We start from the raw sequence: 24,518 nt of genomic DNA on the forward strand, positions 1-24,518 counted from the left end.
GCCGGAGCCTCACGCCATGGACCTCACCTGGAGCTGCCAACACCACAGCGAACTGAGCAAGGAGACGCTGTACGCCCTCCTGCGCCTGCGCTGCGAGGTCTTCGTGGTGGAGCAGAACTGCCCCTACCAGGACATCGACGACCAGGACCTGTCCGGCGACACCTGCCACCTGATGGCCCACGAGGGCGGCCAGCTGCTGGCCTACCTGCGCCTGCTCGACCCGGCGACGCACGACGGCGAGGTGGTCATCGGCCGCGTCATCACCGCCGCCGCCGGGCGCGGCCGCGGCCTCGGCCACCAGTTGATGCAGCGCGCCCTGGACGAGGCCGCACGGCGCTGGCCGGGCAGCCCGATGTATCTCTCAGCGCAGGCGCACCTGCAGGGCTACTACGGCCGCTACGGCTTCGTCGCCGAGGGCGAGGTGTACCTGGAAGACGACATCCCGCACATCGACATGCGCCGCCCGGCCTAGAGCCAGTCCAGGGTCAGCAGCAGGCGCCGCGTGCCCGGCGCCGGGGCGGGCGAGCGGTGGACGATGCCGGCGCCCTCGTTGCCGATCCATTTCTCGCCCTTGAACAGGCCCACGTCGCCCACTTCCAGGCGCTGGATGCTCGCCGGCTCGGCCTCGCCGAGACGGTCGCGGGGCAGGGCGCCTTCCTCCAGCCATTCGCTGGCGCAGCCGGCGTAGCTGGTGACCAGCCGCAGCGCCACGTGGTCGACGTGGAAGCGCGGGCACATGGCCCGCTCCAGGCTGCGCAGGCGCAGGCCCACGCGGCGCGCGCCGGTCAGGCAAGCGAAGGCCTCCACCAGCCAGGCCAGGTCGTTGGCGAAGAGCGTGGCGCCCGGGCTCTCGTCGAACAGGCCGCGCAGCTGGTCGCTGCGCCCGGCCTCGTCCAGTTCCAGGGTCGCGTGGCGGGGGTAAAGCGCCTCGCCCTGCACCAGCGCCTCGGCATAGGCCGCCAGCTCGGGGAACAGGCGGCGGCGCCAGACCGCCAGGTTGACGCCGTCGTACAGCACCTCGGCGAGCACCTGCGGGTCGTCGCCGAGCACCTGGCGCGGCGTGCATTGCAATGACCGGGCGAGCATCAGGCGTCCTCCGTCCAGGACTCGAAGGGGTCGGCCAGGCGCGCCCAGGCCTGGGGCCCGGCGGCGAATTCGGCGTCGTCCAGCAGGCAGGCATCCAGCTCGTCCTCCAGGCGGGCGAAGTCGATGCCCTGGCCGATGAACACCAGTTCCTGGCGGCAATCGCCGGTCTCCGCGCTCCAGTGACGCATCACCTGGCGCAGGTCGTCCTCGTCCTGCGGCCAGCGTTCCTTCGGCACGAAGCGCCACCAGCGCCCGGCCAGGCCGTGGCGCATCAGGCCGCCGGCCTGGGACCAGCTGCCGGCCTCGCGGTAGCGGCTGGCCAGCCAGAAGAAGCCCTTGGAGCGCAGCAGGCGGCCGTTGCTCCAGGGCGTGGCAAGGAAGTCGTGGAAGCGCTGCGGGTGGAAGGGCCGGCGCGCGCGATAGGCGCGGGAGGCGATGCCGTACTCCTCGGTCTCCGGCACGTGCTCGCCGCGCAGCTCCTTGAGCCAGCCGGGGGCCTGGGCGGCGCGCTCGAAGTCGAAGCGGCCGGTGTCGAGGATCCATTCCAGCGGCACCTGGCCCATGACCATAGGGCGAATCTCGGCGTCGGGGTTGAGGCCGCGGAGGATCGCCAGCAACTCTTCGCGCTCGGCGCTGGAGATCAGGTCGACCTTGCTGAGCAGGATGACGTCGGCGAACTCCACCTGGTCGATCAGCAGGTCGGCGATGGAGCGCTGGTCTTCCTCGCCCAGGCTCTCGCCGCGGCTGGCCAGGCTGTCGCTGCCCTGGTAGTCGCGCAGGAAGTTCAGGCCGTCGACCACGGTGACCAGGGTGTCCAGCCGCGCCAGGTCGGACAGGCTGCGGCCCTGCTCGTCGCGGAAGGTGAAGGTCTCGGCCACCGGCAGCGGCTCGGAGATGCCGGTGGACTCGATCAGCAGGTAATCGAAGCGGCCTTCGGCGGCCAGCTTCGCCACTTCCTGCAGCAGGTCTTCGCGCAGGGTGCAGCAGATGCAGCCGTTGCTCATCTCCACCAGCTTCTCTTCGGCGCGGTTGAGGCTGACGTCGCGCTGCACCTCGCTGCCGTCGATGTTGATCTCGCTCATGTCGTTGACGATCACTGCGACGCGGCGGTGCTCGCGGTTCTTCAGCACCTGGTTGAGCAGGGTGCTCTTGCCGGCGCCGAGGAAGCCGGAAAGGACGGTGACGGGTAGGCGTTGCTTCACGGTGGTGGCTCTCTGTTATGGATTCTTCAGGCGTCGCGCAGGTGCAGCTCGCGGCGCTCCTGGCGTTCCTTGGCCTCGACGCTGAGGCTGGCGGTGGGGCGCAGCAGCAGGCGGCGCAGGCCGATCGGCTCGCCGGTCTCGGCGCACCAGCCGTAGTCGCCGCGGGCCAGGCGCTCGAGGGACTGGTCGATCTTGTCCAGCAGCTTCTTCTCGCGCTCCAGCAGGCGCAGTTGCCACTGGCGCTGTTCCTCGCGGCTGGCGACGTCGGCCTCGTCGCCGGGCCGTTCCACCTCGCGCAGCGCGTCGAATTCGCCGTCGATGCGCGCCTGCAGCTCGGCGCGCTGGCGCAGCAGCAGGTCGCGGAAGAAGGCCTGCTGGGCCTCGTTCATGTAGGCGCTGGCGGGTTGCGCCAGCAGTTGCCGTTCGCTGAGGACCGGTTCGGATTGCAGGGACATGGCGGTCTCCGGAAGGACTTGATCGAATTGTTATAATATAACATTTCGTATTCGACAATCCGCCGGCGTACCATGGAGGCCCGCCCAGCCCGCCCCGAGGTCCCGATGAAAGCCGCCGCCCTGACGCTCTGCCTGCTGCTCCTGGCGCCCCTGGCGCGGGCCGCGGGCGAGCCGCCGCTGGCCTTCCCCGGCCTGCCGCCGGCGGCCTGCGCCTGGCTGGCCAACGTGCTGGCCTGCATGGACCGCGACGGCAGCCACTACAGCGTCGCCACCCAGGGCCACGACACCTACCTGCGCGGCTTCGACGCCGCCAGCGGCCAGCGCTGGGCGCAGACCGGCACGCGCTACGGGCGCCTCACCTTCTTCAGCGGCGTGAGCAGCGACGGCCAGGTGTGGCTGGGCACCAGCCGCGGCATCGGCTGGACGCATATCAGCCGCTTCAGCAGCTCCAGCGGCGGCCAGGCGAAGCTGACCTGCGGGCGCGTGAGCGGGTGCAGCCAGCAGGTGCGGTAGGCGCCCGGCCACGCCACAGCCGGACGCATGGGGAATCGCGGACGGAGTCCGCTCCTACGGTTCGCGGGGCAGCACGGTATTCCACATTCCGGCGCGATTCGCGGATGAGATCCGCTCCTACGCTGCCCCACCCACGCCATTCCCCTGTAGGAGCGCGCCCTGCGCGCGAATCGCGGGCAGGGCCCGCTACAATTGTCGTGAAGCACGGAGTTTCCTCGTAGGAGCGGACTCCGTCCGCGATAGGCCGAGCCCCGCCGCGAAATCGCAGATGAATCCGCTCCTCGCCCTACGCCTTGCCCTGCTCCCGCAACGCCGCCAACAGGCTCCCCGCCGGCGGGCGCTGGCGGAAGTAGCCGTGCAATCCATCGAAGATCGCTCCGGCCAGCTCCTGCTGGTGCCGCGCGTCATGCAGGCGGCGGCAGTCGGCGTCGTTGGAGATGAAGCCGGTCTCCACCAGGATCGAGGGGATGTCCGGTGACTTGAGCACGGCGAAGCCGGCCTGGTCGACGCGTTCCTGGTGCAGCCGGGTGATGCCGCCGAGGCTGCGCAGCACGCTGTGGCCCAGGTCCAGGCTGGAGGCGATGGTGGAACTCAGCGACATGTCGAGGATGACCTTGGCCAGCGCCGGGTCCTTGTCCTGCAGCGGCAGGTTGCCGGTGGCGCCGATCAGGTCGGCGCCGTTCTCGCGCTCGGCCATGAAGCGCGCCAGGGTGGAGGTGGCGCCGTGCTCGGAGAGGGCGAACACCGACGCGCCGGACGCCGTGCGGCGGGGCGCGGCGTCGGCGTGCACCGAGACGAACATGTCGGCGTTGCAGCGCCGCGCCACTTCCACGCGCTGGCGCAGCGGGATGAACACGTCGACGTTGCGCACCAGGCGCGCCTTGAAGCCGCTCTGGCGGTCGATGCGCCGCGCCAGGTTCTGCGCGATCAGCAGTGCCACGTCCTTCTCCCGCTCGCCGCGCGAGCCGAGGGCGCCGGGGTCCTTGCCGCCGTGGCCGGCATCCACCACCACGAGGATGTCGCGGCCCTTGCCGGCAGGCTTCGCCGTGGCTACCGGGACGGGTGCCCCTGGCGGATGCAGGTCGAGCACCAGGCGATGGCCCCTGCCGGCCTGGGGCCCCAGGGCGAAGGCCTGCAATTGCACCGGCTCGGCCAGGTCCAGCACCAGCCGCGTGCCGCCGTTGGCCAGGCGCCCGCTGCGCAGGCCGCGCAGCGGGCCGGACGGGGCAGGGGAGGCCAGGGGCGTGCCCAGGCTGGCGCCGTCCAGGTCGACCACCAGGCGCTCCGGCGCGGAGAGGGTGAAGGTGCGGTAGTGGAAGGGCCCGTCGAGGTCGAGGACCAGGCGCAGGCCTCCGGCCATGGCCTCGGTGCGCGCACCGAGCAGGCGTGAATTGGCGAAAACGTCCAGGGCGGGCAGCCAGGCGGCGCTGGCGAGCAAGGTTTGCAGCAGGCGGCGTCGATTCATGGCGCTTGCAGGAAGGAGTAGGAAACAATACGTTATATTATAACATTCACTAGTGCCAGCCATTCCCATGACCGCCTTTCTCCCCGACGTCGCCAGCCAGGCCGCGTCCGACACCCTCGCCCTGGACTGGGTCGGCATGCAGGGCATCGCCCTGCCGCTGCGCCTGCACGGCGAACGCCTGAACGCGCTGGCCGACGCCGGCGTCAGCCTGGACGCGACCGCCGCCCGCGGCATCCATATGTCGCGCCTGTACCTGGCCCTGGCCCGCCTGGAGCAGGCCGAGCTGGGCCCGCAGCTACTGCGCGAAGTGCTCGACGACTTCCTCGCCAGCCACGCCGGCCTGTCGCGCCGCGCCAGCCTGCGCCTGGCCTTCGACGCCCTGCTCAGCCGCCCGGCGCTGGTCAGCCCGCTCAGCGGCTGGAAGCAGTACCCCTGCGAGGTCCATGCGCGCCTGGACGACCAGGGCCTGCGCCTGGAGCTGCGCCTGCGCCTGGCCTATTCCTCCACCTGCCCCTGCTCGGCGGCCCTGGCACGCCAGCTGATCCAGCAGCGCTTCGCCGAGGAGTTCGCCGACCGTTCGCCCAGCCACCAGGAAGTCCACACCTGGCTCGGCAGCAGCGCCGGCATAGTCGCCACGCCCCACAGCCAGCGCAGCTTCGCCGACCTGCATCTGCACCTGCGCGAGGGCCTGGATGGCCTGCCACTGCGCGAACTGCTCGACTGCGCCGAGGCCGCCTTGGGCACCGCCGTGCAGACCGCGGTGAAGCGCGCCGACGAGCAGGCCTTCGCCCTGGCCAATGGGCAGAACCTGATGTTCTGCGAAGACGCCGCCCGCCGCCTGCACCGCGCCCTGGCGCAACGCGGGGAACTGGAGGCCTTCGCGCTGAGCGTGGTCCACGCCGAAAGCCTCCACGCCCACGACGCCGTGGCCCGCAGCCAGTGGCGCAGGGAGGCCCCATGATCCATTGCCAGGCCCTGCAGTGGGGCCCGCCACGCCTGCCGCTGACGCCGCCGCTGAACCTCGACCTGGGCGCCGGCAGCCTGACCGCCATCGTCGGCGCCAACGGCTGCGGCAAGAGCAGCCTGCTGAAGGTCATCGCCGGGCTGCAGAAGCCCCTGGCCGGGCGCGTGCGCGTCCAGCTGCGGCCGCGGGAAATCGGCTACCTGGTGCAGCAGCAGGCCCTCGACCGGCAATTCCCCATCGGCCTCGGCGAGCTGGTCGGCGCCGGCTTCTGGAACAGCCGCCTGCCCGTCGCCGAGCGCCGCGACAAGCTGCGCCGGGCGCTGGCCGACTGGCAGCTGGAGGGCCTGGAGCAGCGCCCGCTGGCGGCGCTCTCCGGCGGCCAGCTGCAGCGCGCCCTGCTGGCCCGCCTGAGCCTGCTGGACAGCCCGCTGCTGCTGCTCGACGAGCCCGACGCCAGCCTCGACGAAGCCGGCCAGGCGCTGCTCTGGCAGCACATCGACGCCTGGCACCGCGAAGGCCGCACCCTGCTGCTGGTCTGCCACGACCTGGGCGCGGTGCGCGAGCGCGTCCCCGACTGCCTGCGCGTGGCCGCCGAGGGTTGCCGCCACGGCAGCAGCCGCGAGCTGCTCGCCAGCCGCTGCCTGGCGCGGGTGGCGTGATGGTCCTGCACGCGCTCTGGCAGCCCTTCGTCGAATTCGCCTTCATGCGTCGCGCGCTGCTCGGCGGCGTGGTCCTGGCGTCGAGCGCGGCGCCCCTGGGGGTGTTCCTGATCCTGCGGCGCATGAGCCTGATCGGCGATGCCATCGCCCACGGCATCCTCCCCGGCGCCGCCATCGGCTTCTGGCTGGCCGGGCTGTCGCTGCCGGCGCTGACCCTCGGCGGCCTCGGCGCGGGCCTGGCGGTGGCCGGCCTGGCGGCCTGGGTGACGCGCCACACCGGGTTGCGCGAGGACGCCAGCCTGGCCGCGGTCTACCCCATCTCCCTGGCCAGCGGCGTACTCCTGCTGGGCCTGGCCGGCAAGCGCCTGAACCTGCTGGAGCTGCTGTTCGGCTCGGCCCTGGCGGTGGACCGCACAACCCTGCTGGGCATGCTCGGCGTGGCCGTGCTCAGCCTCGGCGTGCTCGCGCTGATCTACCGCAGCCTGCTGCTGGACAGCCTCGACCCGCTGTTCCTGCGCAGCGTCAGCCGCCTCGGGCCCTTCGCCCACGGGCTGTTCCTCGGCCTGGTGGTGCTCAACCTGGTGATCGGCTTCCAGGCCCTGGGCGCGCTGATGATGGTCGGCCTGATGATGCTGCCGGCCGCCGCTGCGCGCTTCTGGAGCCGCCGCCTGCCGGCGCTGCTGGCCCTGGCCGCGGGCATCGGCGCGCTCTCGGTGTGGCTGGGCCTGGCGGCGTCCTACGCCTGGTCGCTGCCCAGCGGGCCGGCCATCGTCCTGCTCGCCGGCCTGTTCTACCTGTTCTCCGTGCTGTTCGGCCCGGTGCACGGCCTGTTGCGCCGCGGCCTGCTGCCCATCCCGCAATGACCACTCACCCAAGGAAACCCGCCATGCGCGCCCTTTTGCTGCTGTTCGCGTTCTGCCTGCCCCTGTCGCTGCCCGCCGCCGAGAAGCCGCGCGTGGTGACCAGCTTCAGCATCCTCGCCGACATGACCCGCGCGGTCGGCGGCGAGCACATCCAGCTGAACAATCTGGTCGGCCCCGACAGCGACGCCCACACCTACGAGACCACCCCGGACGACGCCCGCGCCGTGCGCCAGGCGCAGCTGGTGGTGGAGAACGGCCTGGGCTTCGAACCCTGGCTCGACCGCCTGGTGAAGAGCACCGAGACCCGCGCGCAGGTGATCCAGGCCAGCCACGGCGTGATCCCGCGCAGCCTGGAGGAGGACGGCCAGACCATCCCCGACCCGCACGCCTGGAACAACCTGGCCAACGCCGACATCTACGTCGACAACATCGCCAAGGCGCTGGAGAAGCTCGACCCGGCCAATGCCGCCGACTACCGGCGCAACGCCGAGGCCTACCTGAAGCAGGCCCACGAGTTGCTCGCCTACGCCAAGGACAAGCTCGGCAACCTGCCCGCCGACCGCCGTACCCTGGTCACCTCCCACGACGCCTTCGGCTACCTCGGCCAGGCCTACGGCCTGACGCTGCTGGCGCCCCAGGGCCTGTCCACCGAGCGCGAGGCCTCGGCCACGGAAGTCGCCGAGCTGATCCGACAGATCCGCGAGCAGCACATCCGCGCGGTCTTCGTGGAGAACATCAAGGACCCGCGGCTGATGCAGCGGATCGCCGAGGAAAGCGGCGCGAAGATCGGCGGCACCCTGCACTCCGACGCCCTGGCCAGCGAAGGCCCGGCCAGCACCTACCTGGGCCTGTACCGCAGCAACGTCGACACCCTGTACCAGGCGCTGGCCGACTAGAGCACCAGGCTCAGGCGCAGGCGGTCGCGGCAGGGGATGCCGTTCTCGACGATGGGCTCGGGGTAGTTGAGGCGGAAGTAGTCGCTCTCCACGGCGCAGATGCGAAAGCCCATGCGCTGGTAGAGCCCCAGCTGCGCCAGGCTGGAATTGCCGGTGGCGATGTCCAGCCGCAACGCCCCGGCCGCCCGCGCCGCGTCGATGGCCGCGGCCAGCAGGCGCTTGCCCAGCCCACGCCCCTGCCAGGCCTCGTCCACGGCGAGGTTGGTGACTTCCAGCACGCCCCAGCTCACCGGCGTCAGCGCCAGCACGCCGCGGACTGCCTCGCCTTCGACCAGCGCCAGCAGGCGGGATTGCGGGAGGTAGCGTTCGATCTGTTCGCGGCTGGGGTCGGCGAGCAGGAGCAGGGGCCAGGGGGCTTGGGTGAGGGGGAGTTCCTGGAGGGTGGGCACGGGCGGGCATCCGGGCGGGGGCTGGAGGGGGCGTATTGTGCCGCAGAGGAAGCAGGGTTGCTTGGGAATGGAGCATGCCGGATGCAGTAGTGCTTTGGGGTGACTCCGCGCCCTCTCCCCAACCCTCTCCCTGAAGGGAGAGGGGGGCTTGTCCGTGCCGAGAGAAGTGATGGTTTCAGCCGGAAACCTTCAGTGCTGCCGGCTGACTCAGGAATACCCACGCACTCCGAACGGTCCCCTCTCTCTTCAGGGAGAGGGTTAGGGAGAGGGCGCTCTTCGGGGCGCGCACCGAACCCAACCGGCAGTGACGGCGATGGGTATCGCTTCGCTCAACACCATACTACGGGCGTTGTGTTTGCCGGAACCTGTAGGAGCGGACCTTGTCCGCGATAGCCGGAGGTTCCGGCGCGATTCGCGGATGAGATCCGCTCCTACGAGTGCCCCCAACACCGTGCCCATGTAGGAGCGCGCCCTGCGCGCGAATCGCGGGCAGGGCCCGCGCCTATTAGGGTGGCCGCGCCTCAGGCGTAGATATCCCCCCGGCTCCACGGCACCTCGTGGCTGCCGTCCGCGTGCGGCTTGCTCGCCAGGATCTGGTGCAGATTGATCCAGCCCTTCTTGAAGCCATAGGCGCAACCGGCCAGATACAGGCGCCAGATGCGCAGGGCCTGTTCCGGCACCAGCTTGGCGGCCTCGGCCAGTTTCGCTTCCAGGCTGGCGCTCCAGAAGTCCAGGGTGCGCGCGTAGTGCAGGCGCAGGCCCTCGACGTCGACCACTTCCAGGCCCGCCTCGCTCATGCGCGACACCGCCAGGGACAGGTGCGGCAGTTCGCCGTGGGGGAACACGTAGCGGTCGATGAAGTCGCCGGCGCCGCGGCCCACCGGGCGGCCGTCGGTGTACTTGGCGGTGATGCCGTGGTTCATCACCAGCCCGCCCGGGCGCACCGCGTCGTACAGCTGCTGGAAGTAGAGGCCCAGGTTGGCGTGGCCGACGTGCTCGAACATGCCCACGCTGACCACCTTGTCGAAACGGCCGTCGCGGGGCAGGTCGCGGTAGTCCAGCAGCTCCAGCCTCACCTTGCCTTCCAGGCCCTCGGCCTTGACCCGTTCGCGGCCGAGCTTGAGCTGCTCTTCGCTCAGGGTGATGCCGTAGACCTCGGCGCCGAATTCGCGCGCCGCCAGGCGGGCCAGGCCGCCCCAGCCGCAGCCGACGTCGAGCAGGCGCTCGCCGGGCTTCAGGCGCAGCTTGCGGCACAGGTGGCGCAGCTTGGCCAGCTGGGCGGTGGCCAGGTCTTCCGTGCCGGTCTCGTAGTAGGCGCAGGAATAGACCATCTCCGGGTCCAGCCAGAGCTTGTAGAAGTCGTTGGAGAGGTCGTAATGGTAGTGGATGGCTTCGGCGTCGGTGCGCTTGTCGTGGCTTTCGCGGACGAAGTCGGCGGGCCCGTCGTCGACGCCCAGGGCCTCGCTCAGGGCATCGCCCATGGCGATGACGTCGCCGATCGGCCCCTCGATATCCATGCGCTTCTCCACGTAGGCGCGGCCGAGGGCGTCCAGGCTGGGCTGGGTGATCTCGGCCAGCAGCGTCGGATCGCGGACGATCAGCGTCACCTGCGGGTCCGGGCCGAGGTCGAAGGCCTGGGCATCGCCGATGCGGATGCGCAACGGCAATTGCAGGGACAGCAACTCAGAGGGCAGGTTGGCTTTCATGCATTCCTCCTGGTCACGAACAGAAAAACTATAGAACAGGACCCTCATAGCCTTCGCCTATGGGTGTTCCCGCCCTTCGTCTATCGGTGGATTCGGCGGCAGGTGCGAACGGAGCGCTGCAAAAGCGTAGCAGGAGATTTCTGACAGTCAGCGTGTCCATATCGAGATAGAGCCTTTACCGGATTGCAAAAGTGCGGCAGCGCGCCGCAGGCACAATCCGTTAGACTGCTAAGCATCCATCCCGTCCCAATAAATTCGCTCGTCCTCAAGGGGGTTGCTTGAATACCCTGAGCCACCCGCGTCCGCCGGTGCGCACCATCCTCATCGGGCTGATGCTGGCGATCTTCCTCGGCGCGCTCGACCAGACCATAGTCGCCGTCTCGCTGCCCGCCATCTCCGCCGGTTTCGCCAACTTCGACCTGCTGGCCTGGGTGATCTCCGGCTACATGGTCGCCATGACCATCTCCATGCCCATCTACGGCAAGCTCGGCGACCTCTACGGGCGGCGCCGGCTGATGCTCTTCGCCACCGCGCTGTTCACCTTCGCCTCGCTGCTCTGCGGCCTGGCCCAGAGCATGGAGCAGCTGGTGCTGGCGCGGGTGCTGCAGGGCGTGGGCGCCGGCGGGCTGATGTCGGTGAGCCAGGCGATCATCGGCGACATAGTCCCGCCGCGCGAACGCGGCCGCTACCAGGGCTACTTCAGCAGCATGTACGCGGTGGCGAGCATCGCCGGCCCCGTGCTGGGCGGGCTGCTCACCGAGTACCTGTCCTGGCGCTGGGTGTTCCTGATCAACCTGCCGGTGGGTCTGGTGGCCTTCGCGGTGTCGCGGCGCACCCTGGTGGGCCTGCCGGTGCCGGGCCGGCGGCCGCGCATCGACTACCTGGGCACGCTGCTGATGATCGCAGGCCTGGGCAGCCTGCTGCTGGCCATCACCGACGTCGGCCAGGGCGCCGACTGGCGCGATGCGCAGCTGCTCGGGCTGTTCGCCGCGGCCCTGGTGCTGCTGGTGCTGTTCGTCCTGCAGGAGCGCCGCGCCGCCGAACCGCTGGTGCCCATGCAGCTGTTCGCCATCCGCGCGGCGACGCTGAGCTGGATGGTCGGCTTCTTCGCCAGCTTCCAGATCATCTCGCTGTCGGTGCTGGTGCCGCTGCGCTTCCAGTCGGTGACCGGCGCCGGCGCCGACAGCGCCGCGCTGCACATGCTGCCGCTGGCCATGGGCGTGCCGATCGGCGCCTACTGCTGCGGGCGCCTGACCACCATCCTGGGCCGCTACAAGCCGCAGATAGTCGCCGGCGCGCTGCTGCTGCCCTGCGCGGTGGCCGGCCTGGCCCTGGTCACGCCGTCCAGCTTCTGGCTGTCGGGGCTGTTCATGCTGCTGTGCGGCACCGCCGCCGGCACCCAGTTCCCCACCAGCCTGGTGGCCGCGCAGAGCGCCGTATCGCATAGCCACCTGGGCGTCGCCACCAGCAACACCACGCTGTTCCGCTCCCTCGGCGGGGCGGTGGGCGTCGCCCTGATGTCGGCGATCCTCCTGGCCATGCTGCAGCCGCTGGCGGCCGGGCAGGGCTTCGGTCACGGCATCTCCGCCAACGAACTGCTCGCCAGCCTCGCCGGCCCCGGCCACGAGGACCGCCGCCTGCTGCTGGACGAGGTGTTCCGCCGGCTGTTCCTGGTCAACGCCGGCGTCGGCGTGCTGGCGCTGCTCATCGCCCTGGCGCTGCCCAACAGCCGCCTGCGCGGCAAGGTGGAGGACTGAGCCTCCACCGCCCGCGCGCCGTCAGTCCTCGTCGTTGAGGTAGCTGACCTTGCGCAGGTCCGGCAGCAGCAGGCAGACCACCAGCGCCACGCCGCACATCACCGAGACGTAGATGTAGAAGTACGACTCCACGCCGAGGCTCTTCAGGCCCAGGGCCGCATATTCCGCCGAGCCGCCGAAGATGGCGTTGCCCACCGCGTAGGACAGGCCCACGCCCAGGGCGCGGATCTGCGGCGGGAACATCTCGGCCTTGATCAGCCCGCTGATGGAGGTGTACAGGCTGACGATGGCCATGGCCGCGATGATCAGCACGAAGGCCATGTAGGGGCTGGTGGTGGTCTTGAGCGCGGAGAGGATCGGCCAGGTGCAGAGCATGCCCAGCAGGCCGAACCAGAGCATCGAGGTCTTGCGCCCGATGCGGTCGGAGAGGGCGCCGAACAGCGGCTGCATGCACATGTAGACGAACAGCGCGAAGGTCATCACGCCGCTGGCCACCTTGGCGTCCATGCCCACGGTGTTGACCAGGTACTTCTGCATGTAGGTGGTGAAGGTGTAGAAGATCAGCGAGCCGCCGGCGGTGAAGCCGAGCACGGTGAAGAAGGCGCGCTTGTGGTGGGCGAACAGCTCGGTGAGGGTGCCGGACTCGGCGCGGTGCAGGTTCTCGTCCTTGGCCGTCTCGCTCAGCGAACGGCGCAGGTAGAAGGCGATCACCGCGGTGATGGCGCCGACCACGAAGGGAATCCGCCAGCCCCAGGCGCGCAGCTCCTCGTTGCTCAGCAGTTGCTGCAGGATCACCACCACCAGCACCGCCAGCAGCTGGCCGCCGATCAGCGTCACGTACTGGAAGGAGGCGAAGAAGCCGCGCTGGCCCTTGAGCGCCACCTCGCTCATGTAGGTGGCGCTGGTGCCGTACTCGCCGCCCACCGACAGGCCCTGGAACAGCCGCGCCAGCAGCAGCGCCGCCGGCGCCAGCACGCCGATGGTCTCGTAGGTGGGCATCACGGCGATGGCCAGGGAGCCGCCGCACATCATCAGCACCGAGATCATCATCGCCGTCTTGCGGCCCTTCTTGTCGGCGATGCGGCCGAACATCCAGCCGCCGATGGGGCGCATCAGGAAGCCGGCGGCGAACACCCCGGCGGTGTTGAGCAGCTGCACCGTGGGGTTGCCCGAGGGGAAGAAGGCGTGGGCGAAGTAGATGGCAGTGAAGGCGTAGACGTAGAAGTCGAACCACTCCACCAGGTTGCCGGAGGAGGCGCCGACAATGGCGAAGATGCGTCGGGCGCGTTCTTCGGCGGAGTAATGCGGTACGGGTGCGTTCATGCGGGTTCTCTCGTCGATGACACTGTTGTTGGCGTTGTACGGCGGCCGTCCCTTTCGCCACCGGACGAGGTGCGGCAGGCCGCACTTGGGCAGCTTGCCGACACAATCTGTTACAGGAGTATAGCCCCCTGCCGATAGCCAGCTAACGATAAATCCTGCCGATCGACGGGGTGCCAACCATCGAAAGGGCGAATATCGAACGTCCGTTCGGCATTTCCGATTGACCGGCACAAGGCCAGCTTCTATCGTTTCGCCACCCACGCGTGCCTGCCGGGACTACTTGTCAGGTACCCCTCGGTGGGCCGCAGGGTCCGACCTTGTCCACAAGACAAGGTCGATTACCTTCCCCTCGCAGGGCGGCTCCTGCCGCAAAGCCTCGGTGCCCCGTCCACACCCCCGGACGCGCAGGCACCGGGGGGATAATGGTCCCCCCGCCTTCTTCATTCTCCGCAGTCGCTCCCGTCTTCGTCCGCCGTTCGCCGGCTGACGGAATTGTCATGTCCGCCTCATCTCCGCGTCATTCCGCCGTCATCAGGATGGAGCCTGCCTGCGCGCGGCTCCTAGCCGCTGCGGGTGCACAACAACGATGCGGCGCCTCTCCGGCAGCCGCCCAACACCCCATGGAGCGATCGATGACACAGCGGCACATTCCCCTGGCCCTCTCCCTGCTCGCCGCCGGGCTGGCCAGCCCCCTGGCCGGCGCCGAGGAGAGCGCCGAAGGCTTCCTCGAAGGCCAGCGCCTGGACATCCTCAACCGCAACTTCTACTTCAAACGCGACGACCGCCACGGCCAGTCCAGCCTCAAGGGCAACGGCTACTCCGAGGCCTGGGCCCAGGGCCTCTTCGCCCGCTACCAGTCCGGCTACACCCGGGGCACGGTGGACTTCGGCGTCGACGCCTTCGCCATGCTCGGCATCCAGCTGGACAGCGGCGACGGCCGCAACGGCGGGCACAGTTCGTTCGACGTGCTGCCGGTGGACGCCCGGGGCCGCACCCAGGACGAATACGCCAAGGCCGGCGGCGCCGCCAGGCTGCGCCTGTTCGACACCGAGGTGAGGATCGGCGACGTGTTCCCGCAGACGCCGGTGGTGCACTACGGCGACTCGCGCCTGCTGCCCGAATCCTTCCGCGGCGTGACCCTGAACAACGCCAGCATCGAGGGCCTGGACCTGCAGGCCGGGCGCCTGCATTCGATGAGCCAGCCCAACGAGCGCAAGATGAGCGAAGGCTTCTCGACCTTCTACGCCGGCCCCGTCGACGCCCCCTGGGTCGCCTACCTGGGCGGCGACTACGCGCTCACCGAACAGGTCAGCGTGAGCCTCTACGGCAGCCGCCTGAAGGACGCCTGGAAGCAGTACTACGCGGCCACCTCGGCGACCTACCCGCTGGCCGACGGCCTCGACCTGATCGGCGGCTTCACCTACTACAAGTCGGTGGACGACGGCGGCCGCGAACTGCTCGGCGAGTTCAACACCAACATCTGGAGCGGCAAGCTCGGCGTGCGTTTCGGCGCCCACACCCTGGCCCTGAGCCACCAGCGCAACAACGGCAATAACGACTTCGACTACCTGCGCCAGTCGGACTCGATCTACCTGGACAACTCCATCCAGTACACCGACTTCAACTCACCGAAGGAGCGCTCCTGGATGCTCCGCTACGACCTCAACATGCAGGCCTACGGCATCCCCGGCCTGAGCTTCATGACCCGCTACGCCCGCGGCAGCGACGCCGACTACAGCCACGCCAACGCGGTCTACATGCGCCGCGACGGGAACGGCGATCCATTGACCGACCAGAAGCGCTGGGAGCGCGACGTCGAGGCGAAGTACGTGGTGCAGAACGGCAACCTGAAGGACCTGTCCTTCCGCCTGCGCCAGGCGACGACCCGGGCCACGGCCTTCGAGTCGGACCTGGACGAGGTGCGGTTGATAGTGGAGTACCCGTTGCGGGTGCTTTGAGGTTCGGCTGTGGAGAAAGGCCCCTGCGGGGGCCTTTTTCGTTTGCGGGGGTGGTTTGGCTTTTGCGTAGGAGCGAGCTTGCTCGCGAACCCGGTTTCCTGGTGGCTTCGGTGCCTGGCCTGAAGAGCGCCCTCTCCCTAACCCTCTCCCTTCAGGGAGAGGGCTGGGGAGAGGGAACGGAGTCAATCCAAGGCTCCGTTGCAACCGGGGAACTCCGTTCGCGAGCAAGCTCGCTCCTACGCAAAAGCCAACCCCCTCCCTATCAAAATCGTCATCCCCACCTCAGCATCCTGTTACCGGCAACAGGTTCCAATACCCCCGTCAGCCCCACTCGTGTGAACTGACGGCCGTCCCGGCAGCGAAAGCTCCTTTGGTGAGGGATGGCCCCTGAGGCGCCCCCCGCGGGCGCCTTTTTTTACGTCCCTGCTCAGCCCACCTCATCACGCCTGTGCGCCCAACGATACAGCGCCGGCAACACCAGCAGCGTGAGCGCAGTGCTGGAGAGAATGCCCCCGATCACCACCGTAGCCAGCGGCCGTTGCACCTCGGCGCCGGTACCTGTGGCCAGCGCCATGGGCACGAAGCCCAGCGACGCCACCAGCGCCGTCATCAACACCGGGCGCAGCCGCGTCAGGGCGCCCTCGTGGATGGCCGCATCCAGCCCGCGGCCCGCCTCGCGCAGGTTGCGGATGAAGGCGAGCATCACCAGGCCATTGAGCACCGCCACCCCGGACAGCGCGATGAAGCCCACCCCGGCGGAGATCGACAGCGGGATGTCGCGCAGCCACAGCGCCGCCACCCCGCCGGTGAGGGCGAAGGGGATGCCGGTGAACACCAGCAGGCCGTCGCGGACGTTGCCGAACATCATGAACAGCAGCACGAAGACCAGCAGCAGCGCCACCGGCACCACCACCTGCAGGCGCCTGGCCGCCGATTGCAGCTGCTCGAACTGGCCGCCCCAGGCGGTCCAGTAGCCGGCCGGCACCTGCACTTCGCTGGCCAGGCGCCGTTCGGCCTCGGCGACGAAGGAACCGATGTCGCGGCCGCGCACGTTGGCGCTGACCACCACCAGGCGCTTGCCGTTCTCCCGGCTGACCTGGTTCGGCCCCTGCAGCAATTGCAGTTGCGCCACCTGGCCGAGCGGGATGAAGGCGATGCGCCCGTCGGCGCCGGCCGGCAACGGCAGCAGCAGGCGCGACAGGCCGTCGATGTCGCTGCGCTGCGCCTCGGGCAGGCGCACCAGCAGGTCGAAGCGGCGGTCGCCCTCGAACAGCGTGCCGGCCTGGCGCCCGCCCACCGCGATGGCGACGAAGTCCTGCACGTCGCCCACGGCCAGGCCGAAGCGCGCCGCCCGGTCGCGGTCGATGTCGACGGTCAGCACCGGCAGGCCGCCGGTCTGCTCGACCTTCACCTCGGAGGCGCCGGGCACCCGGCGCAGGGCCTCGGCGATCTTCCCGGCGGTCTGTTCCAGCACCGCCATGTCGTCGCCGAAGACCTTCACCGCCACGTCGCTGCGCACCCCGGAGATCAGCTCGTTGAAGCGCAGCTGGATCGGCTGCGACAGCTCGTAGTTGCTCCCCGGCACCTCGGCGGCGGCGCGCTGGATCTCCTCCACCAGCTGCGCGCGCGGCTTGCGCGGGTCCGGCCAGTCCTGCTGCGGGCGCAGCATCAGGTAGCTGTCGGAGATGTTCGGCGGCATGGGGTCGGAGGCGATCTCGGCGGTGCCGGTGCGGGCGAACACCCGCTGCACCTCCGGCACCCTGGCGAGGATGTGGCGCTCCAGGCGTTCCTGCAGCTCCACCGACTGCGTCAGGCTGGTGCCCGGCACGCGCAGCGCCTGCAGGGCGAAGTCGCCCTCGCTGAGGCTGGGCACGAACTCGCTGCCCATGCGCGTGGCCAGCAGGCCCGCGCCCAGCACCAGCAGCGCGGCGCCGGCGAACACCCGCGCGCGGTGGCTCATCACCCAGCCCAGCACCGGCTCATAGCCGCGCCGCGCGCCGCGCATCAGCCAGTTCTCCTCCTCGCGCACGCGGCCGCTGACGAACAGCGCGATGGCCGCCGGTACGAAGGTCACCGACAGCAGCATGGCGCCGAACAGCGCGATGACCACGGTGAAGGCCATGGGGTGGAACATTTTCCCTTCCACGCCGGTGAGGGCGAAGATCGGCAGGTACACCACCATGATGATCAGCTGGCCGAAGATCAGCGCGCGGCGCGCCTCCTTCGACGCGGCGAACACCTCGTGCAGGCGCTCGCTGCGCGTCAGCAGGCGGCCGTGGTGCTGCTGGGCGTGGGCCAGGCGGCGGATGGCGTTCTCGACGATGACCACCGCGCCGTCGACGATGATGCCGAAGTCCAGCGCGCCCAGGCTCATCAGATTGGCGCTGACGCGGTTGGCGAACATGCCGCTGAAGGTGAACAGCATCGCCAGCGGGATGACCATGGCGGTGATCAGCGCCGCGCGCAGGTTGCCGAGGAACAGGAAGAGCACGGCGATGACCAGCACCGCGCCCTCCACCAGGTTCTTCTTCACCGTGGCGATGGCTTTGTCCACCAGTTGCGTGCGGTCGTACACCGGCACCGCGCGCACCCCCGCCGGCAGGCTGCGGTTGACCTGTTCCAGGCGCTCGGCCACGGCGGCGGCGACGCTGCGGCTGTTCTCGCCGATCAGCATGAACACCGTGCCCAGCACCACCTCGCGGCCGTTCTCGGTGGCCGCGCCGCTGCGCAGTTCGCGGCCGATCTGCACCTGCGCCACGTCGCGCACGCGGATCGGCGTGCCTTCCAGGTTGGCCACCAGCACGTTGCCGATGTCTTCCAGGCCGGACAGCTGCCCCGGCGCGCGCACCAGCAGCTGCTCGCCGTTGCGCTCGATGTAGCCGGCGCCGACGTTGCCGTTGTTACGCTCCAGCGCCGCCAGCAGGTCGGCCAGGGTCAGGCGGTGCGCGGCCAGGCGCTGCAGGTCGGGCGCCACCTGGTACTGCCGGGCCTGGCCGCCGATGGTGTTGATCTCGGCCACCCCGGGTACGTTGCGCAACTGCGGCTTGACGATCCAGTCCTGGATCACCCGCAGATCGGTGGGCGTGTAGGGCGTGCCGTCCTCCTTGCGCGCGTCCTCGGCGGCCTCGATGGTCCACAGGAAGATCTCGCCCAGGCCGGTGGAGATCGGCCCCAGCGCCGCCTCGGCGCCCTCGGGCAGCTGCTCGCGGGCCTGCTGCAGGCGCTCGTTGACCAGTTGCCGGGCGAAGTAGATGTCGGTGCCGTCGGCGAAGATCGCCGTCACCTGCGACAGCCCCGAGCGCGAGATCGAACGCGTCTGCTGCAGGCCCGGCAGGCCGGCCATGGCGGTCTCGATGGGGTAGGTGATGCGCTGCTCGGTCTCCAGCGGCGAGTAGCCGGGGGCGGCGGTGTTGATCTGCACCTGGACGTTGGTGATGTCGGGCACCGCGTCGATCGGCAGCTTCTGGTAGCTGGCCACGCCGAGGGCGGCCATGCCCAGCACGGCGAGCAGCACCAGGTAGCGCTGCTCGATGGCGAAACGGATGATGCGTTCGAACATGGGGGGCTCTCGCGGTCAGTGGGCGTGCTCGGCGCTGGCCTTGCCCAGCTCCGACTTGAGGACGAAGCTGCCGGCGGCGGCGACCTGCTCGCCGGCGGCCAGGCCCTGCAGCACCTCCACCCGGCCCTGGCCGCGCGCGCCCAGGCGCACCGGCTGGGCGACGAAGGCGCCGTCGCGGCGGACGAACACCACGTCCTGCTCCTCCACCCGCTGGATGGCCGCCTCCGCCACGCTGACCGCCGCCGCGCGCGGCGCGCCGGCCAGCGTCACCTGCACCGGCAGGCCCGGCCGCCAGGCGCCGCCGGGGTTCTCCACCACCACCCGCGCGCTGGCCATGCGCGACTGCTCGCCTAGCAGGTTGCCGACCTGGGCGACGCGGCCCTCGGCGCTCATGCCCAGGTCCACGGCCTCGACCTGCGCCGCCTTGCCCAGCTGCACCCAGGCCAGGTCGCGCGGCGCCACGGCGAAGGTGGCCCAAACCCGCGACAGGTCGGAAAGGGTGAAGGCGGCGGTGTTCTCGTCCACCACCTCGCCGCGCACCAGATGCTTCTCCACCACCACGCCGTCGAAGGGCGCGCGCAACTCGTAGCGGTCGCCGCCGCCGGCGCCCAGGGCGCCGAGCTGCTGCCGGGCGTTGGCCAGGGCGATCTCGGCTTCCTGCCGGGCCTGGCGCGCCTGCAGGTAGTCCTGCTCGGCGGAGACCTTCTCCTGCCACAGCTGGCGCTCGCGCTCGTAGGTCACCCGCGCCAGTTCGAGGCGCCGCTGCGCCGCCGCCAGTTCGCTGCGCAGGTCCGACAGCTGCGGGCTGGCGATCACCGCCAGCAGCTCGCCGCGCTTCACCGCCTGGCCCAGTTCGGCCGCCACCTGCTGCACCACCCCGGCCACGCGCGGCACCAGGTGCGCGGTGCGGTCGGCGTCGAAGGCGATCTCGCCGGGCAGGCTCAGGCGCGCGGACAACTCGGCCGGCGCGGCGCGCTCCAGCTCCACGCCGGCGGCGCGCAACTGCTCGTCGCTCAGACGCAGGCCGGCATCTTCCTCGCCATGCTCGCCGCTCTCGGCGTGGTGCTCGCCGTCCTCGTGGCCAGCGGCGTCGGCATGGGCCTGGCTGGCGGCCTCACCATGGTGTTCGCCGTCCGCGTGGACACCTGCCTCGCCATGCCCTTCCGGCGCCTGCGCGGCCCCGCCCGGCAACAGCGTGGCGGCGCCGCCCAGCGCCAGCAGGAACAGCACGGCGGCGGCGATCTTCATTTCTCTCGACTTCATGGACTCTCCCGGATGGCCCCGCGCCTCAGGCGCCGATCAGGCTCGACAGCGCGCCCAGGGCGCGGAACAGGTCATGGATGCACCAGTGCCCGGCGGCGGAGCCGTAGGCCTGGTAGGAAAGGTGGCTGCTGGTGGCCAGCAACGCCGCCAGCAGCAGGGCCGACGACAGCCGGGCGCGCAGGGAGCGCCCGGCCATCAGCGCAGCGCCAGGTCGCCGAAGATGCGCTCGGTGCGAGCGCGCGCCTCGGCGAGGCGGGCCAGCGCCTGCAGGTACCGGTCGCGCGCGGCGAGCAGGGTGCGCTGGGCGTCGAGCACCTCGAGGAAGCCGAACTTGCCCATCTCGAAGCCGCGGGTGGCGGCGTCCAGGGCCTGGCGCGCGGCCGGCAGCAGGCTGTCGCGCAGGGTCCGCGCCTCATGCTGCGCGGTGCTCCACAGGTCCAGCGCCTGCTGCGTCTCGCGGCGCAGGCGCAGCTCAGTGGCGTTGCGCAGGTCGCGGGCCTGGTCCGCCCTGCGCGCCTCGGCCAGCAGGCGGCCCTGGTTGCGGTCGAACAGCGGCAGCGGCATGGACAGCCCGACCAGGTTCACCCGCTCGCGGGCCTCGTGGTCGTACTGGCTGCCCAGGGTGACGTCGAGGTTGGGCACGCGCTCGGCCCGCGCCAGCTGTATGGCGGCCTCGCGCTGGTCGACCTGGAGCAGCGCCAGGCGCAGCTCGGCGGTCTGCTCCAGGCGCCGCAGCAACTGCGCGGCCTGGGGCGGCGCCGGCAGCTCGGCGTTGCCGACCACTTCGGCGAAGCCCGGCTCGGCCTCGCCCATGAGCCCGGCCAGGGCGCGGTAGGCCTGGTCACGATCGATGCGCGCGCGCTGCAGTTCCAGCTCCACCTCGGTCAGCTGCACCTGTGCCCGCGTCGCCTCCAGCGGCGCCGACTTGCCGGCGCGCACCCGTGCCTCGGCGGCGCGCAGGGCCCGCCGGGCCAGGGTTGCCGACTCCTCGCCCAGGCGCAGGCGTTCCTGGGCCTGCAAGGCAGCCTGGAAGGCCTCCAGCACCTCGGCGCGCAGCGTGTTGCGGCGCACTTCCAGCTCCATTTCGGCGATCGCCTCGCCGCGTTCGGCCACGGCCACCCGCGCGCCGCGCTTGCCGCCCAGTTCCAGGGGCTGGGTCAGGGCGAGGGTGGTGGTGGAACGCTCGCGGCGGGTGTCCTCGGTCTCCCAGGACAGGCTCGGGTTCGGCAGCAGCGCCGCCTGGCGCCGCTCGCCCGCGGCAATGCCCCGGCCGCGGGCGACGGCGGCCAGCTCGGGGTTGGCAGCCAGCGCGGTGCGCAGGGCCTCGTCGAGGCCCAGGGCGCGGGCCTCGGCCGGCACGCCCGGCAGGCCGAGCAGAAGCAGGAACAGCGGCAACGATGCCGGCCACGGACACAGGCCCGCAGCCGGCCAGCGGAACAGGCCACGAAAGTAGGACACGGCACACCTCAGGAAACGGCCCGGGACGGCGTTTTCGCCCCATGGACAGGCGGCAACTTCCAGGGAAGTTCCACCCACTGCCGCAACGTTAATTTCCTGCTTTTATCGGCAAGGTGACCCGTCAATTACAAATATGTCATTCAACCGAAGTTCATATTTTCCTGCGTTAGCATCGGCTTTATCCGGCTATCCAGGGCGCTCCGAACCAGGCCCTGAAAACCACCGATAAAGCTGCCTTATCAAGGATTTGGAACAACTAATGCGCGGCAATAGCAATATCCGGAAACATCCTTTGGGAGCCAGCGGCATTGACCCTGAAGCGGCTACAGCCCTTAGCCTCGCCGGCCAGTTAAATATCGGAAAGTTCCCTGCTTACATAGCCGGAATTCGCACGTTCGATAAGTACAGAATTTTCAGACTTCATAAGTAAGGTCATTCCCCATATGCGAATCCTAGTTGTAGAGGACGAAGCCAAGACCGCCGACTACCTGCACCAGGGCCTGAGCGAAAGCGGCTTCGTGGTGGACCGCGCCGACAACGGCGTGGACGGCCTGCACCTGGCCCGCCAGGGCACCTACGACCTGGTCATCCTCGACGTGAACATGCCGCAGATGGATGGCTGGGAAGTGCTGCAGCAACTGCGCCGCGAGAGCGACACGCGGGTCATACTGCTCACCGCCCGCGGCCGCCTGGCCGAGCGCGTGCGCGGCCTGGAGCTGGGCGCCGACGACTACCTGGTGAAACCCTTCGAGTTCCCCGAGCTGCTCGCCCGGGTGCGCACCCTGCTGCGCCGCAGCGAGCGGGTGAGCGCGCCGCCGGTGCTGCGCATCGCCGGCCTGGAGCTGGACCCGGCGCGCCACCGCGCCTACCGCGACGGCCGGCGCATCGACCTGACCACCAAGGAATTCGCCCTGCTGCACCTGTTGATGAGCCGCAGCGGCGAGGTGCTGACGCGCACCCAGATCATCTCCCTGGTGTGGGACATGAACTTCGACTGCGACACCAACGTGGTGGAAGTCACCATCCGCCGCCTGCGGCTGAAGGTCGACGACCCCTTCGACAGCAAGCTGATCCACACCCTGCGCGGCGTCGGCTACGTGCTGGAGGCGCGCGAATGAAGCCGGCCAGCCTGTCCACCCGCCTGGCCCTGGGCATCGGCCTGCTCTGCGCCGGCCTGGTGGTGGTGTTCGCCCTGCTCGCCTACACGGCCCTCGACCACGAGTTGCAGAGCCGCGCGCGCAACGAGCTGGCCGACAAGCTCGGCCAGGTCCGCCACGCCCTGGACGCCGGCCTGGACGACCGCGCCCTGGCGCGCGGGCCGCACGAACTGCTGGACGTGGTGGCCGGACACGACAACCTGGAGCTGACGCTGCTGGCCCCGGACCAGGGCCAGGCACCGCTGCTCGACACCGGCAAGCCGCAGCGGCTGGCCACCCTGGACAGCCTGCAACCGGGAAGCGAAGCGCAGTACCACGCCTGGACCGACAATGCCGGCCGGCGCCTGCTCAGCATCGGCAGCCGGGTGCCGATGGCCAACGGCGCCAGCGTGCGCGCCCTGCTGACCCTCGAACGCGGCAACGACGATGCGCTGCTCGGCGCCTTCCGCCAGTCGGTGCTGGCCGGCGTGCCCTTCCTTCTGCTGCTGGTGGGCCTGGGCGCCTGGTACGCGGTGCACCGCGGGCTGTCGCCGCTGCAGCGCTTCCGCAAGGTGGCCGCGCGCATTTCCACCGAGGACCTCAGCCACCGCATCCCGGTGGAGAAACTGCCGCTGGAACTGGGCGAGGCGGCCCAGGCGCTGAACGTCATGCTGCATCGCCTGGACCAGGGCGTGCAGCAGCTGACGCAGTTCTCAGACGACCTCGCCCACGAGCTGCGCTCGCCCATCGGCAACCTGCTGGGCAAGGCGCAGGTCACCCTGTCCCGCGAGCGGCCGCTGGAGGAATACCAGGCGGTGCTGGCCTCGGGCGTCGAGGAGCTGGAGCGGCTGTCGCGCATCGTCAGCGACATGCTGTTCCTGGCCCAGGTCAACCAGGCGCAGGTACCTTTCGAGCGCCTCTCGCTGGGGGCCGAGGCCTGCCGCGTGGCGGAGCTGTTCCTGTATGCCGCCGAGGAGAAGGGGGTGGACATCGAGCTGTCCGGCGATGCCTGGGTCCACGGCAACCGCCTGATGGTGCAGCGGGCGATCTCCAACCTGCTGTCCAACGCCATCCGCCACGCGCCGGCCGGCAGCCAGGTCGACATCGACATCAAGGGCGGCGCGGAGGGCGTAGCGCTCTGCGTCAGCAACCCCGGGCCCGGCATCGAGCCGCAGCACCTGCCGCACCTGTTCGAGCGCTTCTACCGCGCCGATGGCGGCCGCTCGCGCCAGGAGGGCGGCACCGGCCTGGGCCTGGCCATCGTCCGCTCGATCATGAGCCTGCATAACGGCAGCGTCGCGGTGGACAGCGCGGCGGAAGGCCCGACGCGCTTCCACCTGCGCTTTCCCAACGCGGCCGCCTGATCACTTGCCGCGGTTGCAGCTGACGCGCTCGGCGCGGTATTCCAGGCGCTGCTCGGCGCCGTCGGAGTCCAGGTAGCGCATGCGCACCGGCACCACGCCGCAGCCCCGGGCCGGCGTCACTTCCAGCACCTGGGCGATGTCCAGGCGCATGCCGTACTCATAGCGGCGGAAATCGTCGGCCTGCGCCGGCGGGTTCGCGGCGGCCATGGCCGCCAGGCGGTTCTGCTCCATGCGCGCGAAGGTACGGTCGCCCCCGCTCTCGGCCAGGGCCAGGGACGAAACGCCGAGCAGGCCGGCGAGCAGGAGAGGGCGGAACAGGTTCATGGCAGTCACCTCATCGGTGGTGGTGGAAACTGCCTTCACCTTAAGCAGCGGGGCCTAACGGGAGCCTGAGGCGTGCATGACGATTCGGTTATCCGTGGGGGGTGACCCGGCCCGAAGG

The 24,518-nt window shown here is 70.1% G+C and carries 22 protein-coding genes; 10 read left to right on the forward strand and 12 right to left on the reverse strand.

Going from position 1 to position 24,518, the window contains the following annotated elements:
• Positions 1-16: 16 nt before the first annotated feature.
• Positions 17-472 (forward strand): GNAT family N-acetyltransferase, encoded by a 456-nt coding sequence (locus tag PM1_RS29865; RefSeq protein ID WP_009614624.1) that lies wholly within the window; start codon positions 17-19, stop codon positions 470-472.
• On the opposite strand, the gene PM1_RS29870 is transcribed toward PM1_RS29865, so the two are convergent.
• From PM1_RS29870 to dksA, 3 genes are read right to left on the reverse strand one after another with little or no spacing between them, the layout of a single operon-like run.
• On the reverse strand, positions 469-1,086 hold the full coding sequence (locus PM1_RS29870; protein ID WP_009614623.1) for a DUF1826 domain-containing protein: 618 nt from the start codon (positions 1,084-1,086) through the stop codon (positions 469-471). The genes PM1_RS29865 and PM1_RS29870 overlap by 4 nt on opposite strands.
• Positions 1,086-2,288, reverse strand: a complete 1,203-nt coding sequence (gene zigA, locus PM1_RS29875) for a zinc metallochaperone GTPase ZigA (RefSeq protein WP_009614622.1) — start codon at positions 2,286-2,288, stop codon at positions 1,086-1,088. The genes PM1_RS29870 and zigA overlap by 1 nt, the downstream gene beginning before the upstream one ends.
• Positions 2,289-2,314: 26 nt before the next feature.
• Positions 2,315-2,743 carry an RNA polymerase-binding protein DksA gene (gene dksA, locus PM1_RS29880; protein WP_009614621.1) on the reverse strand — a complete coding sequence of 143 codons (429 nt, stop codon included), beginning with the start codon at positions 2,741-2,743 and terminating at the stop codon, positions 2,315-2,317.
• Between the two features lie 105 nt (positions 2,744-2,848).
• Between dksA and PM1_RS29885 the strand changes: the two genes are divergently transcribed.
• Entirely contained in the window at positions 2,849-3,256 is a 408-nt protein-coding gene (locus tag PM1_RS29885) for a hypothetical protein (protein ID WP_009614620.1), read from the forward strand.
• 286 nt (positions 3,257-3,542) lie between these two features.
• On the opposite strand, the gene PM1_RS29890 is transcribed toward PM1_RS29885, so the two are convergent.
• Positions 3,543-4,721 (reverse strand): N-acetylmuramoyl-L-alanine amidase, encoded by a 1,179-nt coding sequence (locus tag PM1_RS29890; protein WP_009614619.1) that lies wholly within the window; start codon positions 4,719-4,721, stop codon positions 3,543-3,545.
• Between the two features lie 67 nt (positions 4,722-4,788).
• Between PM1_RS29890 and folE2 the strand changes: the two genes are divergently transcribed.
• From folE2 to PM1_RS29910, 4 genes are read left to right on the forward strand one after another with little or no spacing between them, the layout of a single operon-like run.
• Positions 4,789-5,682, forward strand: a complete 894-nt coding sequence (folE2, locus tag PM1_RS29895; RefSeq protein ID WP_009614618.1) for a GTP cyclohydrolase FolE2 — start codon at positions 4,789-4,791, stop codon at positions 5,680-5,682.
• Positions 5,679-6,344: a metal ABC transporter ATP-binding protein gene (locus tag PM1_RS29900; RefSeq protein ID WP_009614617.1), complete on the forward strand. Its 666-nt coding sequence runs from the start codon at positions 5,679-5,681 to the stop codon at positions 6,342-6,344. Before folE2 ends, PM1_RS29900 begins: the two co-directional genes overlap by 4 nt.
• The gene (locus tag PM1_RS29905) at positions 6,344-7,207 is read left to right on the forward strand and encodes a metal ABC transporter permease (protein ID WP_009614616.1); all 864 of its coding nucleotides are present in this window, start codon (positions 6,344-6,346) and stop codon (positions 7,205-7,207) included. Before PM1_RS29900 ends, PM1_RS29905 begins: the two co-directional genes overlap by 1 nt.
• 23 nt (positions 7,208-7,230) lie before the next feature.
• Positions 7,231-8,103 carry a metal ABC transporter substrate-binding protein gene (locus PM1_RS29910; RefSeq protein WP_009614615.1) on the forward strand — a complete coding sequence of 291 codons (873 nt, stop codon included), beginning with the start codon at positions 7,231-7,233 and terminating at the stop codon, positions 8,101-8,103.
• Here the strand turns inward: PM1_RS29910 and PM1_RS29915 are convergent.
• Entirely contained in the window at positions 8,100-8,552 is a 453-nt protein-coding gene (locus PM1_RS29915) for a GNAT family N-acetyltransferase (protein WP_009614614.1), read from the reverse strand. The two genes, PM1_RS29910 and PM1_RS29915, sit on opposite strands and share 4 nt — an antisense overlap.
• Positions 8,553-9,073: 521 nt before the next feature.
• The gene (gene cfaB / locus PM1_RS29920) at positions 9,074-10,258 is read right to left on the reverse strand and encodes a C17 cyclopropane fatty acid synthase CfaB (protein WP_009614613.1); all 1,185 of its coding nucleotides are present in this window, start codon (positions 10,256-10,258) and stop codon (positions 9,074-9,076) included.
• 278 nt (positions 10,259-10,536) lie between these two features.
• Between cfaB and PM1_RS29925 the strand changes: the two genes are divergently transcribed.
• Positions 10,537-12,015 (forward strand): MDR family MFS transporter, encoded by a 1,479-nt coding sequence (locus PM1_RS29925; RefSeq protein ID WP_009614612.1) that lies wholly within the window; start codon positions 10,537-10,539, stop codon positions 12,013-12,015.
• Between the two features lie 21 nt (positions 12,016-12,036).
• Here PM1_RS29925 and PM1_RS29930 read toward each other — a convergent pair whose 3' ends face one another.
• A complete protein-coding gene (locus PM1_RS29930; RefSeq protein WP_009614611.1) occupies positions 12,037-13,338 on the reverse strand; it encodes an MFS family transporter in 1,302 nt (433 codons plus the stop codon).
• A 632-nt stretch (positions 13,339-13,970) separates the two neighbouring features.
• Here PM1_RS29930 and PM1_RS29935 point away from each other — a divergent pair.
• Complete coding sequence (locus tag PM1_RS29935) at positions 13,971-15,296, forward strand: OprD family porin (RefSeq protein ID WP_009614609.1); 1,326 nt, start codon at positions 13,971-13,973, stop codon at positions 15,294-15,296.
• 427 nt (positions 15,297-15,723) lie between these two features.
• Here the strand turns inward: PM1_RS29935 and PM1_RS29940 are convergent, their stop codons facing one another.
• From PM1_RS29940 to PM1_RS29955, 4 genes are read right to left on the reverse strand one after another with little or no spacing between them, the layout of a single operon-like run.
• Positions 15,724-18,855: a CusA/CzcA family heavy metal efflux RND transporter gene (locus PM1_RS29940; RefSeq protein ID WP_009614607.1), complete on the reverse strand. Its 3,132-nt coding sequence runs from the start codon at positions 18,853-18,855 to the stop codon at positions 15,724-15,726.
• A gap of 15 nt (positions 18,856-18,870) precedes the next feature.
• Positions 18,871-20,118, reverse strand: a complete 1,248-nt coding sequence (locus PM1_RS29945) for an efflux RND transporter periplasmic adaptor subunit (protein WP_009614598.1) — start codon at positions 20,116-20,118, stop codon at positions 18,871-18,873.
• A gap of 25 nt (positions 20,119-20,143) precedes the next feature.
• Positions 20,144-20,314 carry a hypothetical protein gene (locus PM1_RS29950; protein WP_009614593.1) on the reverse strand — a complete coding sequence of 57 codons (171 nt, stop codon included), beginning with the start codon at positions 20,312-20,314 and terminating at the stop codon, positions 20,144-20,146.
• A complete protein-coding gene (locus tag PM1_RS29955) occupies positions 20,314-21,534 on the reverse strand; it encodes a TolC family protein (protein ID WP_043300470.1) in 1,221 nt (406 codons plus the stop codon). Before PM1_RS29955 ends, PM1_RS29950 begins: the two co-directional genes overlap by 1 nt.
• Before the next feature lie 485 nt (positions 21,535-22,019).
• Between PM1_RS29955 and PM1_RS29960 the strand changes: the two genes are divergently transcribed.
• On the forward strand, positions 22,020-22,694 hold the full coding sequence (locus PM1_RS29960; protein ID WP_009614589.1) for a heavy metal response regulator transcription factor: 675 nt from the start codon (positions 22,020-22,022) through the stop codon (positions 22,692-22,694).
• Positions 22,691-24,076 (forward strand): heavy metal sensor histidine kinase, encoded by a 1,386-nt coding sequence (locus PM1_RS29965; protein ID WP_009614587.1) that lies wholly within the window; start codon positions 22,691-22,693, stop codon positions 24,074-24,076. Before PM1_RS29960 ends, PM1_RS29965 begins: the two co-directional genes overlap by 4 nt.
• Here the strand turns inward: PM1_RS29965 and PM1_RS29970 are convergent, their stop codons facing one another.
• Entirely contained in the window at positions 24,077-24,400 is a 324-nt protein-coding gene (locus PM1_RS29970; RefSeq protein ID WP_009614585.1) for a co-regulatory protein PtrA N-terminal domain-containing protein, read from the reverse strand.
• Between the last annotated feature and the right edge of the window lie 118 nt (positions 24,401-24,518).

Origin of the sequence: Pseudomonas sp. M1, assembly GCF_022760135.1 — a bacterium.
In the GTDB taxonomy this organism is placed as follows: domain Bacteria; phylum Pseudomonadota; class Gammaproteobacteria; order Pseudomonadales; family Pseudomonadaceae; genus Pseudomonas; species Pseudomonas citronellolis.